This window comes from Nocardia sp. BMG111209, from assembly GCF_000381925.1.
In the GTDB taxonomy this organism is placed as follows: Bacteria; Actinomycetota; Actinomycetes; order Mycobacteriales; family Mycobacteriaceae; genus Nocardia.
The window spans coordinates 1716600-1730891 of the sequence record NZ_KB907308.1; the positions used below are offsets into that span (position 1 = coordinate 1716600).

At 68.4% G+C, this 14292-nt stretch carries 15 protein-coding genes; 9 read left to right on the top strand and 6 right to left on the bottom strand.

Translation table 11 applies throughout. The annotated features are described in order from the left end of the window. Positions 1 to 17 precede the first annotated feature (17 nt). Both G361_RS0131225 and G361_RS0131230 read right to left on the bottom strand, forming a co-directional pair. On the bottom strand, positions 18 to 785 hold the full coding sequence (locus tag G361_RS0131225; protein ID WP_019931072.1) for a hypothetical protein: 768 nt from the start codon (positions 783 to 785) through the stop codon (positions 18 to 20). A 101-nt stretch (positions 786 to 886) separates the two neighbouring features. Then, positions 887 to 1279: a nitroreductase/quinone reductase family protein gene (locus tag G361_RS0131230; protein WP_026343728.1), complete on the bottom strand. Its 393-nt coding sequence runs from the start codon at positions 1277 to 1279 to the stop codon at positions 887 to 889. A gap of 52 nt (positions 1280 to 1331) precedes the next feature. On the opposite strand from G361_RS0131230, the gene mmuM reads away from it, so the two are divergent. After that, positions 1332 to 2204, top strand: coding sequence for a homocysteine S-methyltransferase (gene mmuM, locus G361_RS45540; protein WP_019931074.1), 873 nt, complete (start codon positions 1332 to 1334; stop codon positions 2202 to 2204). 1 nt (position 2205) lies between these two features. On the opposite strand, the gene G361_RS0131240 is transcribed toward mmuM, so the two are convergent. Genes G361_RS0131240 through G361_RS0131250 form a run of 3 tightly spaced genes read right to left on the bottom strand, consistent with a single transcriptional unit; the run spans position 2206 to position 4033 of the window. After that, positions 2206 to 3219, bottom strand: coding sequence for an NAD(P)-dependent alcohol dehydrogenase (locus G361_RS0131240; RefSeq protein ID WP_081635653.1), 1014 nt, complete (start codon positions 3217 to 3219; stop codon positions 2206 to 2208). Then, a complete protein-coding gene (locus tag G361_RS47440) occupies positions 3216 to 3611 on the bottom strand; it encodes a hypothetical protein (RefSeq protein WP_019931076.1) in 396 nt (131 codons plus the stop codon). Before G361_RS47440 ends, G361_RS0131240 begins: the two co-directional genes overlap by 4 nt. Beyond that, positions 3608 to 4033: a hypothetical protein gene (locus G361_RS0131250; protein WP_019931077.1), complete on the bottom strand. Its 426-nt coding sequence runs from the start codon at positions 4031 to 4033 to the stop codon at positions 3608 to 3610. Before G361_RS0131250 ends, G361_RS47440 begins: the two co-directional genes overlap by 4 nt. Before the next feature lie 87 nt (positions 4034 to 4120). Here G361_RS0131250 and G361_RS0131255 point away from each other — a divergent pair, with 87 nt between their 5' ends. The 7 genes from G361_RS0131255 to G361_RS0131285 all read left to right on the top strand — a co-directional run bounded on the left by G361_RS0131255 (position 4121) and on the right by G361_RS0131285 (position 12651). Then, entirely contained in the window at positions 4121 to 4921 is an 801-nt protein-coding gene (locus tag G361_RS0131255) for a helix-turn-helix domain-containing protein (protein ID WP_019931078.1), read from the top strand. Between the two features lie 80 nt (positions 4922 to 5001). Further along, positions 5002 to 5688, top strand: a complete 687-nt coding sequence (locus tag G361_RS0131260; RefSeq protein ID WP_019931079.1) for a PadR family transcriptional regulator — start codon at positions 5002 to 5004, stop codon at positions 5686 to 5688. A 184-nt stretch (positions 5689 to 5872) separates the two neighbouring features. Then, complete coding sequence (locus tag G361_RS0131265) at positions 5873 to 7078, top strand: NAD(P)/FAD-dependent oxidoreductase (RefSeq protein WP_019931080.1); 1206 nt, start codon at positions 5873 to 5875, stop codon at positions 7076 to 7078. Positions 7079 to 7257: 179 nt separating this feature from the next. Then, on the top strand, positions 7258 to 7770 hold the full coding sequence (locus G361_RS0131270) for a DUF4365 domain-containing protein (RefSeq protein ID WP_019931081.1): 513 nt from the start codon (positions 7258 to 7260) through the stop codon (positions 7768 to 7770). Positions 7771 to 7776: 6 nt separating this feature from the next. After that, positions 7777 to 8829, top strand: a complete 1053-nt coding sequence (locus tag G361_RS0131275) for a hypothetical protein (RefSeq protein ID WP_019931082.1) — start codon at positions 7777 to 7779, stop codon at positions 8827 to 8829. Positions 8830 to 8842: 13 nt separating this feature from the next. Then, positions 8843 to 9451 carry a hypothetical protein gene (locus G361_RS0131280; protein ID WP_019931083.1) on the top strand — a complete coding sequence of 203 codons (609 nt, stop codon included), beginning with the start codon at positions 8843 to 8845 and terminating at the stop codon, positions 9449 to 9451. Beyond that, positions 9448 to 12651, top strand: a complete 3204-nt coding sequence (locus G361_RS0131285; protein WP_019931084.1) for a helicase HerA domain-containing protein — start codon at positions 9448 to 9450, stop codon at positions 12649 to 12651. Before G361_RS0131280 ends, G361_RS0131285 begins: the two co-directional genes overlap by 4 nt. Before the next feature lie 33 nt (positions 12652 to 12684). Here the strand turns inward: G361_RS0131285 and G361_RS0131290 are convergent, their stop codons facing one another. Continuing rightward, a complete protein-coding gene (locus G361_RS0131290) occupies positions 12685 to 13092 on the bottom strand; it encodes a nuclear transport factor 2 family protein (RefSeq protein ID WP_019931085.1) in 408 nt (135 codons plus the stop codon). A 71-nt stretch (positions 13093 to 13163) separates the two neighbouring features. Here G361_RS0131290 and G361_RS45550 point away from each other — a divergent pair, with 71 nt between their 5' ends. Beyond that, positions 13164 to 14087, top strand: a complete 924-nt coding sequence (locus G361_RS45550; RefSeq protein ID WP_019931086.1) for a LysR family transcriptional regulator — start codon at positions 13164 to 13166, stop codon at positions 14085 to 14087. Positions 14088 to 14292: the final 205 nt, after the last annotated feature.

Genomic DNA, 14292 nt, shown 5'->3' on the forward strand with positions numbered 1-14292 from the left:
ACACGGCCGCGGCAGCCTCAGTGCCAGAGGAACGGGATGAGCCACGGCGGCGGCGCGGGCGCCGGGAACGCGTCCGGCCGGCCGGGTTCGAGGTTCGGGGCCTGGGGTTCGGGCAGGATCGGCGGTTCGGGCGTGACGGGCTGTTCGGGGACCTGCGGGGCCAGGGTGCCCGGCACCGCGGACGGCGCTCCCAGTTGCTCGGGCGCGCCTGGTACCGGCGAGATCGGGGCGCCCGGCGTGGCGGTACCCGAAGGCGTGCCCTGTACCCGCTGCAGTGTCCGCGGGGCTCCCGGCACACATTCCCAGCCGTGGCCGACCGGCCGTTCCCAGTGCGAAGTGATGCCGTTGTGCGAGCAGTCGGCGCCGTCGCGCTGGGTGCCGCCGCTGTCCACCTGCGAGACGCACTCCCAGCCGCGTCCGACCACCAGCCCCCACTGCGCGACCAGACCGTCGTGACTGCAATCCTCGCCGAGCCGGTGTTCCTCCATGCGGACCAGCGGCAGGCATTCCCAGTGCCCGTTGCGCACGGCCCACTGGCCGGTCACCTCGTCCTCGGCACAGTCGTCGCCGTTGTGGCGGCCGTCGCCGGCCGGGCCGTTCCCGATCTCACCGGTGGCCGCGACGGATTGCGGGTCGACATCCTTACCGGAACGGTCGAACAACACCCCGATCAGCGCGGCGACGGCGACGATCGCGACGGCGACCGCGACTATTGCCACAGTGCGTGTGGTGGTGCTGTTTCCGTTCGCCGAACGGGTCGGCTGCGAATCCTCCGGTGACTCCATTGTCGGAACCTTTCGTCGACCAGTGTGCGACCACCGATACGAAAGCCCATCACTTCGGCACAGTACCAAGAAGACTATATTGCAGTGTTTGTGACGCGCGATCAGTTCAGATCGACGCGGACCGTGAGCAAATCGGTACCGACCGCACGCACCGCGGCACTGTTCGCACGCGGCAGTTCCTTCAGCCTCGATTTGGCATCGTCGCCGTTCAGGACATGTGCGATACCGGAATGCCAATGTCCGTGCAGCCGCAGCCGAACGCGATTGTCCGCCCGGATATTACGAATATATTGCGACCGCTCCCCGAATTCGGAGACGAACCAGAACGAATCGCCGACCCGACGCCCGCCCAGTGGTGTGACGCGCGGCCGGCCACTCACCCGGCCGGTGGTTTCGAGAAGTGTCTGAGTGCCCAGCCGCCGCGAAATCGGATTGGCCACGTGTCGTTGAAAAGTCGTTATCAACCGGTGTTGCAGATCGCGTCTGTCTACCATGTACCGACCGTAATACAGTGGTGCCGTGGTTTTCGACCCGAGCGCACGGCCCGTGATCTCCGACGGTGGTCTCGCGACCGAATTGGAGGCCCGCGGACACGACCTGACGGATGCGTTGTGGTCGGCCCGGTTGCTGCTCGATTCCCCCGACGAGATCCGGGCGGTGCACGCGGCCTACTTCCGGGCCGGCGCCCGCATCGCGATCACCGCGAGCTATCAGGCGTCGTTCGAGGGCTTCGCCGCCCGCGGACTGGATCACGCGGCCACCACCCGGCTGCTGCGCCGCAGCGTGACGCTGGCCCGGGAGGCCCGCGACGAGGTCGCCGGGGACGGCCGGCCGCGCTGGATCGCGGCCTCGGTCGGACCGTATGGGGCGATGCTCGCGGACGGTTCCGAATATCGCGGCCGATACGGGCTCGGCGTCGCCGCCCTGCGCGACCGGCATCGTCCCCGGTTCGAGGCGCTGCTCGCGGCGGATCCCGATCTGCTTGCGCTGGAGACGATTCCGGATATCGACGAGGCGGTGGCACTGGCCGATCTGGTGGCCGAGGCCGGCTTCCCGGCGTGGCTGAGCTACACCGTCGACGGTGACCGCACCCGGGCCGGGCAGCCGCTGACCGAGGCGTTCGCGGTGGCGGCGAGCACCCCGTATCTGGTGGCGGTCGGCGTGAACTGTTGCCGCCCCGCCGATGTCGCCCCCGCGATCACCGCCGCCCGCGCCGTCACCGGCAAGCCGATCGTGGTGTATCCGAACAGCGGTGAGGGCTGGGATCCGGCGCGGCGGCGTTGGACCGGCGCCTCCGAGTTCACCGAAACGGCCGTGCGCGAATGGCTTTCCCTCGGCGCCGACATCATCGGGGGCTGCTGCCGGGTCGGCCCGGCCGATATCGCGCGGCTGGTGCGGATTTCGGCCGAGTACCCGTGACTCAGCCGCGCTCGATCACCACCTTCCCGAACGGATCGCCCTCGCGGAAACAGCGATAGGCGTCGACGGCGGCCTCGAAGGGGAACACCCGGTCCACGACCGGACGCAGCCGGTGCGCGGTGATCGCGCGGTTCATATCCTCGAAATCGGCCCGGCTGCCGACCGCGATCCGGCGGATCGACAGATATCTGCCGAGGAACGGATCCCCCGCCGGACCGTCGGCCGGGAATGCTCCGATCAGGGTGATCCGGGCGTTGAAGGCCGACGCCGCAACGGATTTCGCGAGCGTGGGTGGCCCGACCGCCTCCACCACGTGGTCGGCCCCGGCGCCGTCGGTGCGGTCCAGGACCGCCTGTTCCCAGTCCGGGAGTTCGGTGCGGTCGATCACCTCGTCGGCGCCGATCTCGCGCAACCGCTTCGCCTTCTCGGCGCTCGAGGTGATCGACAGCACCCGCGCCCCGCGCAATCGCGCGAACCGCACCGCGAACAGCGCGACGCTGCCGGTGCCGACGGTCAGTACGGTCTCGCCGGGCAGCACCGGCGCGGGATCCGCCAGCGTCTTCCACGCCACCACCCCGGCGCAGGTCAGGCTCGCCGCCTCCGCATCGGTGAGGTGATCCGGCACGATGACGACCGAATCCTCCTCCAGCACAATATGTTCGGCGAGCCACCCGTCGTGATTCGCACCGTACTGGTCGAGGACGTGCGCGAGCCGCTGCGGGCCGCGCAGCCAGTGCAGGTAGTAGGTGGCGGTGACCCGGTCACCGACCGCGACCCGGGTGACGCCGTCGCCCACGGCGATCACCTCACCGACCCCGTCGGACAACGGGACGACACCGGGTGTCGCGGGCAGCGGATAGGTACCGTCCATCAACATCAGATCGCGGCGGTTGAACGACGCGGCCCGCACCCGCACCACGAGCTGGGTCGGCCCCGGCCGCGGCACCGGCCTGGGCGCGGCCCGCAGGCCCTCCGGTCCTTGCCCGGGAAAGAGTTGATAGGCAACAGAATTCATGATCCACTCCGGAAATCGACGGGGATGAAGAGAGCTTCGAACGGCGGCGCGCCGACGGCGACGGTGCTGTGGCCCGTCCCGTCGGTATCGGCGGCCAGCACCAGATCGCCGGGGCCGAAGCGCCGGCGCACACCGTCGGTGGTGGTCACCTCGATCACGCCCCGCACCATCACGACCCACTGCCGGGCCGGCGCCGGATGCGGTGTGCTGTCGAAGAATTCGCTGCGCACATAGGCCACGCCGGCCGCCGACGGCAGGCCGCCGATCCGCATCGGCGGTACTCCCGCCGCGATCTCACGGGCGGCGAGCGGGATGTCGGCATCGGTGAATCGCGAACCGCCGTCCGCGCCGGTCACGATGGCGGTGTAGCGCAGGGTGCCGTCCGCGGTCATGCCACGAACTGGTGATCGCTGCGGACCCGGCCGTCGGCGGCGAAGGTGAGTACCTCCAGCCCGGAGCCGGCGACGGAATCGTCTGCGCGCGAACGCATCACCCAGGTCACCGCGACCGCCGCACCCGCGTGCCGGACCGGCTCGCCCTGCTGCGCGAAGACGAATTCACCGGTGCCGACGAACATCTCGTAGGCGCGGCCGACCCGCTCGGCGAGTGCGTCGTGTCCCCGGATCTCCAGGGCGGGGAACGGGACGGACAGCCGGGCCGCGGCCGCGCGCATCTCCTCCGGCGGATGCACCATGAGCTGGTAGCCGTCCTCGGCCCACAATTCGCGGATCAGCTCCCGGCGTCGCACCGGATCGGGTTCGTTCCACTGGGCGACCCAGCGATCGGTCAGCTGCTTCAGTTCGATATCGGTCATGCCGCCGAGTCTGGGCCGGGCGGTGGTGGTCGCGCGATTCCCCGCAGGGTATGGCACGGTGTCGGCGCGAGGGGTCAGGATGGTGCGGTGACCACTGTGGCCGAGACCGGACTGTTCGCCCGTGAGCTGCGCCGATGGCGCGGTGTGCGGCGGTTGAGCCAGCTGGATCTGGCGATCCGCGCCGGCACCACCCAGCGCTATCTGAGTTTCCTGGAGCAGGGCCGATCCCAGCCCGGCCGGGCGGTGGTGGTCCGGCTGGCCGAATCGCTGCGGCTGTCGCTGCGCGAGCGCAACGCACTGCTCATCTCGGCCGGTTACGCGCCGGCATTCACCGAATCCGATTTCGGCGCACCGGGTTTGGCGCCGGTGCGGGCGGCGCTGCGCACCGTGCTCGCGGGCCACCTGCCGTATCCGGCGATCATCGTGGATCGCTACGGCACCCTGTTGGAGGCCAATGCGGGCTTCACGTTGTTCACCGAGGACAGCGCGCCGGAACTGCTGCGGCCGCCGATCAACGTGCGCCGCCTGGCCCTGCACCCGGACGGCCTGGCGAAACGGGTCCGCAACCTGCCGGAATGGGGCCGGCACGTGACCGAGGCGCTGCGCCACCGCGCCCGCACGAGCCCGGATCCCGAACTCGACGCCATGATCGAGGAACTGGAGTCGTACCTGCCGCCCGCCGACCTCGGCCCCGGCTATCTCGGCTTCGCCGTACCGCTGCGGCTGCGCACCGGCGGAACCGAATTGCGCCTGATCACCACCTTGACCTCGTTCGCCACCGCCACCGATGTGGCGCTGGCGGAGGTGCATCTGGAGGCCTTCCTCCCGGCCGACGAGGCCACCGCCGACCATCTCCGCAACCGGTTCCGGCCCCGCGACGCCCCCTGATCCGGAATATCCGCCGCCGAGCACTTGCCGACGAATACTCGTAGACGTATATTCGTAGACGAGTAAGGAGGTGAGCCCGGATGGCGCAGAAGCGCAAGGTCGGCAATCTGCTGGCCCTGGCCGTATTGGCCGTGCTGATCGAGCGGCCCATGCATCGCTACGAGATCGCGGCGGTCCTGAAGGATCGCGGCAAGGACCGCGACATGGACATCAAGTGGGGCTCGCTCTACACCGTCGTCCAGAATCTGGAGAAGCACGGCTTTCTCGAGGTGGTCGGCAGCGAACGCGAGGGCGCCCGCCCGGAGCGGGTCATCTACCGGCTCACCGAGGCCGGACACGCCGAGGCGGTCGACTGGACCCGCGAGCTCATCTCCACTCCCGAGCCGGAGCACCACCGCTTCGTCGCCGGCCTGTCCATCGTGGCGATGATCCCGCCGGACGATCTGATCACGCTGCTGAGCGTGCGACTGGACCGGCTGGCCGAGCAGATCGCCGACGTCCGGCAGGAGATCGCCGAACAGCGGGACCTGATCCCGCGGCTGTTCATGATCGAGGCCGAATTCGGCGCCGCGATGCTCGAGGCCGAGGCCGAATGGGTCCGCGGCTTCCGCGCGGAACTGACCTCCGGCACCTTCCCCGGTGTCGAGTTCTGGCAGCGACTGCACACCGAGAACGTTCTCACCCCCGGCGAGATCGGCACGATCGATTTCCCCGAGGGCATGAGCCCGATCGAGAGGGGGGATTCCGACCCACCGGCGGGTCACTGATCCGCCACCGGCAACCGGGCCCGGCGAGGTGCGGCAACACCTGCGCCGAGCCCGATCGAAATACCGTCTCGAACCACATTCGTGCAGGCGAATCCGGCCCAAGGCTGGCAAACCAAGGATAACCGCGCTCCCTGCACGCCCCGGTTCGGGCGTAGAAACACGCAACCGCAGGGAGAACTCAGTCATGTCCATTCGTTCCGCACTCGTCATCGGCGGCGGCGTCGCCGGGCCGGTGACCGCCACCGCACTGCAGATGGCCGGTATCGAGGCCCGCGTCTTCGAGGCGTACTCCGGCCCGGCCGTCAACATCGGCTCCAGCCTCGGCTTCGCCCCCAACGGCCTGGCCGCCCTCGACGTCATCGGCGCCGGTGACGCGATCCGCCGACTCGCACTGCCGATCCGGCACAGCGCGATGTCCTTCGGCCACAAGACGATCGAGATGCCCACCGCCGCCGACCTGGAACCACAGCAGTTGGTCGACCGCAGCGATCTGCACACCGCGCTGCACGATCACGCTGTCGCCGCGGGCATCCCGTTCGAATACGACAAGCGCCTGGTGCGCGTGGACGAGCGCGCCGACCACATCACCGCGCATTTCGCCGACGGCACCAGCGCCACCGCCGACATCCTGATCGGTTGCGACGGAGTGAAATCCACCGTCCGCGACCTCATCGATCCGAATGCTCCCGGCGCGAACTACACGGGCATGCTCGGCTTCGGCGCACTCTCCGATCACACGCTGGACACCCCCGCCCACACCATGATCTTCGCCTTCGGCAAGAACGCCTACTACCTGTACTGGGTCGGCGCCGACGGCCGCGTCGGGTGGGGCGCCAACCTGCCCAGCAAGCGCTACATGTCGATCAGCGAGGCCCGCGCGATCTCCAACGAGCAGTGGCTGCGCACCATGCGCGACACCTACGGCGAGGACGTCCCCGGCGCCGACCTGGTCCGCCACACCCGCCCCGAGAATCTGGTCGTCTCCGGCGCCCTGCACATCATGCCGCCGGTCCCGCACTGGCACCGCGGCCGCATGGTCCTGGTCGGCGACAGCGTGCACGCCCCCAGCAACAGCACCGGTCAGGGTGCCTCGCAGGCCATCGAGAGCGCCATCCAGCTGGCTCGCTGCCTGCGCGACTTCGACGATCCGGCAACGGCTTTCACCGCCTACGAACGATTCCGCCGCCCCCGCGTCGAAGCCATCGCCGCCCGTGGCGCGCGGATCAACCACGCCAAAACCCCAGGGCCCGTGATGCGTAAGGTCATGCCCGCCCTGATGCCCCTGATGTTCGGCTCGTCCAAACTCCAGCAGATCATGCGCCGCGAACAGAGCTACCGCATCGACTGGGCCGCCCCGGTGGACGAGCAGGCCGAACTCGCCTGGGCCTGAGGGTAATTGCGCGCGGGCCCGGAATCGTCATCCGATTCCGGGCCCGCTTCGCCACCGTTCGGACCGATACGCCACGGAATTGCCCGGATACGCCGCTCGAACGCGACGGAATCGCTACAGTATCGATCGGCGCAGAGCCGGAGGTACACCAGCAACATTCCGGCCGGTCGGAGGGGACAGTGCTGGATCCAGGGAATCATCAGGGGAAATTCGGTGCGGACTACATTCGCGTACTGGCCTCGGCGGCCGGGCTGATCTGGTCACAGGACGATGTGGACCTCGACACCGTCGACCTGTGCCTGAAACTGCCCGGCCGTACGCCGCGCGGTTTCTCGCCACGAATCGACGTGCAGGTCAAGACCGTTTCCACGCTCGACACCACCAACGGTGTGGTCAATTACGACGGCCTGAGCCACGCCCAGTTCAACAACCTGGCGGGCCCGGACTTCACGGTGCCGAGATACCTTTTCGTAGTTCATGTTCCGCGTAGTTCCACCAATTACGCCGACCTCAGCACATTCGGTCTGTTGTTACGTCATATCGGGTATTACGTATCGCTCAGCGACCTTTCGCCGCTACCGTCGTCCCGGCGCGATCGGCACATCCGGGTGAAACTCCCGATGAGCAATGTGCTGACCGCGGAAAGCCTGCGCGGACTCGTTCTCGGCAATATCGTCACTCCGATCGGGTGACCGGCGATGACACAGCCGCCGCGGATCGAGGATGTGACCACCTATCTCCGGACGCACGGATGGATCGTCAGCGGACGCTGGCGCGGTGCGGAGGTCTGGAGCAGGGACGACTACGACGTACTGCTACCGCCGTCGGACACCGTGATCGACGCGCAGCTGCGGCTGCGTGAGCTGATCCGGTGCGTCGCGGCCGCCGAGGACCGCGCGGCCGCCGACGTCCGGTCCGACATAATCACTCCCGCAACCGATCTCGTGTCGTACCGAGCGGGCGGGAATACCGCCCTCACCCTGACCACCGGCGCCGGTGCGGTGAGCGGCGTGCGTGACCTCCTCTCGATCTGCGCACGAGAGTCGTTGGACGAGAACCGTTCCGGTCTGCCGGGCCGGCCGCCGGATGTGGTGCGCTCCCTGCTGGAACGATCACTGCTGACGGTGTCCACCGAGACGTTCGGGATCGATGTCCGGGTCCCGATCGACGGCGCCGATCCCGAGCCGCTCGGCCGCCGGACGACCCTGCGCCTGCTGGACAGCTCGGCCCGGTTGCTGTCGGCAGTGCAGTCGGAAACCGATGCCGTGGAACGGATCTCGCAAGCGGACGTGCCCGAGGTGATCTGCGGCGCGCTGGCCGAGCTGGCGGGCAGCGAGCACAATGCCCCGTTCGAACTCGGTTTCCGCTGGTCACAACTCATTCCGCGGGACAACGTGGCGCTGCGGTTTCCGGCCGGTGCGGGCGAGCACCTGCGTGCCGCGAGCCGGCCCACCGCGCAGGTGATCGAGACCGCCACGGTGGCGGGGCTGGTGACCGAGCTGTCCGACGACGAGGAGGGGGACCGCTGGCGAATCAAGGTGCGCGGCACGCTCATCGCCGGGGACACCGAACCCGCACGGCAACCGCAACTGGTCGCGGTGCGGCTGGCCGATGCCACGCAATACGCCGCGGCGCTGGCCGCGCATCGGGACGGCCGGCTCGTGCGCGCGTCCGGATCCCTCGCCCGGACCCGGCGGACCCGCGAGATCACCACCGCGGAAACAGGTTTCATCATCCACCCCCGACCGTGAAAGAAGAGGCGATATGCCCGAAGATCAGCTCACCCTCACCGAACGCTGTGTCCTGCTCGTGCTGATGGCGGAGGCCCGTGAGCTCACCAACGCCGAGTTGCTCGCACTGGCCGGTGTCAAACTCGACGGCCGGTACCGTCAGCGACTCAACGATCTGGGGCTGGTCGGCAGTGTCAAGGTGAACCGGGCCTATGTCCACGAGCTCACCGATCGCGGCACGAAGTGGTGTGCCTTGGAGCTGACCCGTTCCCGCCCTGCGCGTTCCGGCTGCGCGGGTGGTGCGCTGTACACCGTGCTCGCCGGGGTGGGCCGCCATCTGACCGACAGCGGGCACACCCTGTCCGACGTCTTCCGGCCCGATGTGGCGCGACGGGTGGAGACCGCGTACGCGGAATTGACCCGTGGCAGTGGCACTCCCGTGCGGCTGGCGGTGCTGCGGACCAAGCTGACCGGCCTGCCCCGGGACGATGTCGACCGCGCGCTGGAACAACTGGCTCGCCGCCACGATGTGCACGTGCGGGCCGAGGCCGATCAGAAACTGCTCACCGAAGAGGATCGGGCGGCCGCGGTCCGGCTGGGCGGCACGCCCCGACATCTGCTCACCATCGAGGCGCCGAAATGAACGAAGACCAGCGCCGGGCACTCTCCGCGATCCAATTCGGCAGTGTGCTCGGCACGGAAGGGATCTGGAGCCCCCTACGCTACCACGTCGACGGTCTGCATCCGCTGGCCACCGCGAGGATCCGGCGCGCCGTGGAGGCGGCCGCGAGCAGACCGCGCAGCCAGCCGACCGGTCTGATACTCAGCGGTGAGCGCGGTGTCGGCAAGACGCACATGCTCGGCTGGCTGCGCGCATACGTTCAGGAGCAGGGCGGATCGTTCTTCATGCCGAAACTGCTCGACGGCGCCTCGTTCTGGGCCGGCGCGGTGCACGGCATCGTCAACCAGTTGCGCGGGGCCGACGGCGGGCAGCTCGGCCGGATCATCGACGCGCTGAGCCAGATCGCCGGGTGCGACCGCGAATTACGGGTCCGGTTGCACGGCACACTCACGGTCGGCCGGGACCACCTCGACGAGTTCATCGCCCAGGTGGACGATTTCGACAGTCAGTCGATGCGCGACTATCAGGACACGCTGCGCGCGCTCGTGCTCTATCAGGCCAACCAGCGCGATGTGCGCGATGTCGGACTCAGTTTCCTGCTGCTCGAGGACGGCATCGACGAAACCGACCGTGCGGCATGGGGTTTCCGCAGCCGACGACGGACCTCCCAGCAGATCTTCAACGACCTGTCCTGGTTGTTCGCGCTCACCGGCCCGGTGGTCCTGGCGGTCGATCAGATCGATTCCGTGATCGCGCAATCGGGCCACGGTGGCGAGAACCGGCTGGCCCAGGACCTCGCCGACGGCCTCATGCGGATGCGGGAAGAAACCGTGCGCACGATCATCGTGGCCGCCTGCATTCCCAAATCGTGGGAGCTCCTGGCGGACCGCGCGGTCAACTCCGCCGCCGATCGCTTCACCGTGCTCGAGTTGTCGACCAACATGCCCAGCACCGATATGGCACGAACGATCGTCGTACGACATCTGGCGGCGCAGTACGGCGAGATCGGCTTCGAACCCCCGTTTCCGAGCTGGCCGGTCTCGCCACTGGCCTTCGAGGATCGCGCGGTGGCCAACTACACGCCGCGCCGCTTGTTGCAACAGGTCGACGAGCACGTCCAGCGGTGCCTGAACCTCGGCACGATCACCGAACTCGAACATTTCGAAGCGCCGGAGGACAGGCCCGTACCGCTGCCCACACCGCCCGCTCCCGACGAGATGGCGGTGTTCGACGCCCAGTTCGAGCGCCTGTGCCGATCCGCGGATGTGGTTGCGCCACTGGATCCCCGGCACGAGGACGAGCGAATGTTCGCGCTGCTCAACGCCGCATTGCGGTCCTTCGCGCTGGAACAACGCGGCAGCGGGAAGGGGCTGACCGTCGATCAGGCGGCCACCTTGCAGTCCGCGCTGCATGCCCGGCTGCGCCGCACACTCGACGAGGCGACCGAGGACGAGGAGCACTGGAGCTTCCGATCGATCGGCCACACCCATGCGCGTGCCGTGCAGACCCGGTTGCGCTCGGCGTCGCTCGAGGCGGGAATCCAACCCGGCACGGACAAACGGCATCTCGTCGTGGTGCGCAACATGCCGTTCTCGCCCGGCCGGGTCACCTCCGAGATGCTCAGCGAATTCCAGGCGGCCGGCGGCGTCGCGGTCCCCATCTCCGAAGAGGATCTCCGGGTCTTCGCCGCGCTGGATGCGATGCTCCTCGACTCCGCGGCGGGCTTCGCCGACTGGCTCGTGGTCCGGAAACCGGCGAGCCGGTCGCAATTGCTCAGCAGGGTGATCCCGGCCGTGCCGATCGATGCGGCGGCCGTGCCGATCGACCCGGCGGCCGTGCCGACTGATCCGGCGGCCGGAACGAGGAAATCGACCTTCGACGGATTCGCCGAGCCGGAGCCTGCGCCGGCGCACCCGATCGAAACCGACACCGCGACAACGAAACCCGGCAGCACACCACCGCCACACACCGAGCCCGGCCCGGCCGGGACGAAACCGGCGGTTCCGCTGGGTCGGACCATGGACGGCCGGAACGAATTCCGCGTCCCCCTCGTTCTGTTGCGCAAGCACACTGCCGTTTTCGCCGGTAGCGGTTCGGGCAAGACGGTGCTGCTCCGGCGTCTGGTGGAAGAAGCCGCGCTGCAGGGTGTTTCGGCGATCCTGATCGACAGCAACAACGACCTGGCGAGATTGGGCGACCCCTGGCCGGAACCGCCGATCGGCTGGGGTCCCCGCGATGCGGACCGTGCCGCGGAATACCTCGAGAACACCGATGTGGTCGTGTGGACTCCCCGGCGCGAAGCGGGCCGCCCCCTCGCGCTGAATCCGCTGCCCGACTTCCGTGATGTGCTGGACGATCCCGACGAATTGCTCACCTCCATCGATGCCTCCGTCGCCGGACTGCTGCCGAGAGCCGGGCTGACCAGCCGTGAAACCCCGAAGGGTGCGGCCGTGCTGCGCGAGGCCCTCACCCACTTCGCCACCCAGGGTGGCAGCGAACTGCGCGATTTCGTGGCCCTGCTCGCGAACCTGCCCGAGGGCGTCAGCATCATCGCGAACGCATCGCGCCGGGCCGCGGAGATGGCCGACAGTCTCACCGCGGCGATGATCAACGATCCGGTGTTCGGCGGCGCGGGCGAGCGATTGGATCCCGGCGCACTGCTGACCCCGGCCGCGGGCAAACGCGCTCGCGTATCCGTCGTCAATTTCATCGGGCTGCCGACCGACGAGCAGCGCCAGACGTTCGTCAACCAATTGCAGTTGGCGTTGTTCGCGTGGATCAAGCGCAACCCGGCACGAGATCGCCCCCTGGGCAGTCTCTTCGTCCTCGACGAGGCACAGACGTTCGTACCGTCATTGCGCTCCAACGCATCCAAGGAGAGCACCCTGAAGCTGGCCACCCAGGCCCGCAAGTACGGACTCGGCATGGTGTACGCAACCCAGGCGCCGAAGGCGTTGGACAACATGGTGACCGGCAACGCCGCGACCCAATTCTTCGGACTGCTCAACGCATCGGTGCAGATCCAGGCCGCCACCGAACTGGCGCGCGCCAAAGGTGGCCGGATAGACGACATTTCGCACCTGAAGGCCGGCCGCTTCTACGGGGCCACGGAGGGTTCGGGTTTCGAGAAGATCGACGTACCGATGTGCCTGAGCCACCACCCGTCCAGCGCGCTCACCGAAGAGGAGGTCATCGAGCGTGCCCGGCGCCGGAACGAATGAGACCACGCCACACCGGTTCTCCGGTTGGATTAATCAGCGAGGTGCCGGGACCAGCGGCTCGAGAACCCGCTCCACCAGCGCCGTATCGCAATGTTCGATCACCTCCACGATGCGGCCGTCGGTGATGCGGAAGATGAAGCAGTAGGTCTGGTGGTACCGCTCGCCGCGGGTGGTGGTGGCGTAGCCGCGCGCCTGGACGACGACCCGGTCTCCTTCCGCGACGATCAGATCGGGCTCGTTGCGGTAACCGTCGGCGAATTGGCGGCCCAACGGGCGCAACAGACCGTCGAGAACCGCCGACTTGGGCTCCCACACGCCGGACCACGACCAGTTCCCGGGAAACACCCAGCGGCAGTCGTCGGCCATCGCCGCACCCAGCGCTTGCGAATTCCCCTGTGCCAGTTGGCTGAACAGTTCTTCGATGAAGGCTTTGTTGCTCACGAAGCCGAATCTACGGCCGTCCCGGCTGTGCGACCAGCGAGGATCTCGCACAGCTGGTATCAGTAATTCGCATGGGTGAGTTCACGGTGACAGGTCTGCGCGTGGTCCGGGAGGCGGCGCGCACGGGGTCGTTCTCGGGTGCGGCGGAGCGACTGGGCTATACCCAGTCCGCCGTATCGCGCCAGGTCACATTGATGGAACAGGCCGCCGGACGGCCACTGTTCGAGCGGTGGGCCCGCGGAGTGCGGCCCACCGAGGCCGGTCGGGTGGTGTTGCGCCACGCCGATTCGGTACTGGACACACTCGATACCGCCCGTGGGGAACTGCGCGACCTGGGCAGCAGGTCACCGGCCCTGCTGCGCTTGGGCGCATTCTCCACGGCCACAGCGTATCTCGTACCGCACGCGATATCCGTTGCCGTGCAGCGCTTTCCGGAATTACGGCAGCGACTACGGGAAGGAACGAGCCCGGCGCTGCTGAGCGCGCTGGGCCGCGGCCGCATCGATCTGGCAGTGATCTCCGGTCGACTGGAATTGCCGGAAGGGGTGGAAACGTCGATCCTGCTGGAGGATTGGCTCTACGTGGCCGTGCCGCGAGGACATCCGCTGAGTGGATCGGTGAGCGTGCCACCCGCTCGGCTGCACAGCGAGCGGTGGATCACCGGCAGCGAGGACCCCGCCACCACCCTGCTCGGGACATGGACCGATCCGGCGCGACGGCCCACCGTCGCCTACGTGGCTCGCGATTGGGTCGCCAAACTGGGCCTGGTCGCAGCGGGCCTGGGCGTCACCGTCGTCCCCGGACTGATGGTGCCCGCACTACCGCACACGGTGTCGGTGATCCGCATCGACCACCCCGACGCCACCCGGCCCACCTTCCTGGCTGCGCGCACCGATTCCGCCGCACTGCGGCATCCGATGGCCGAGTCACTCCGTGATGCGGCCGCCCACCTGGCCCACGAGATCCGAGGCTCCCTGCGCGACAACCATTCATGAATCGCGAACACGCATTTCACGGCACAGCGGCACAGCGGCACAGCGGCACAGCGGCACAGCGGCACAGCGGCACAGCGGCACAGCGGCACAGCGGCACAGCGGCACAGCGGCACAGCGGCACAGCGGCACAGCGGCACAGCGGCACAGCGGCACAGCGGCACAGCGGCACAGCGGCACAGCGGCACAGCGGCACAGACAAGGTTAC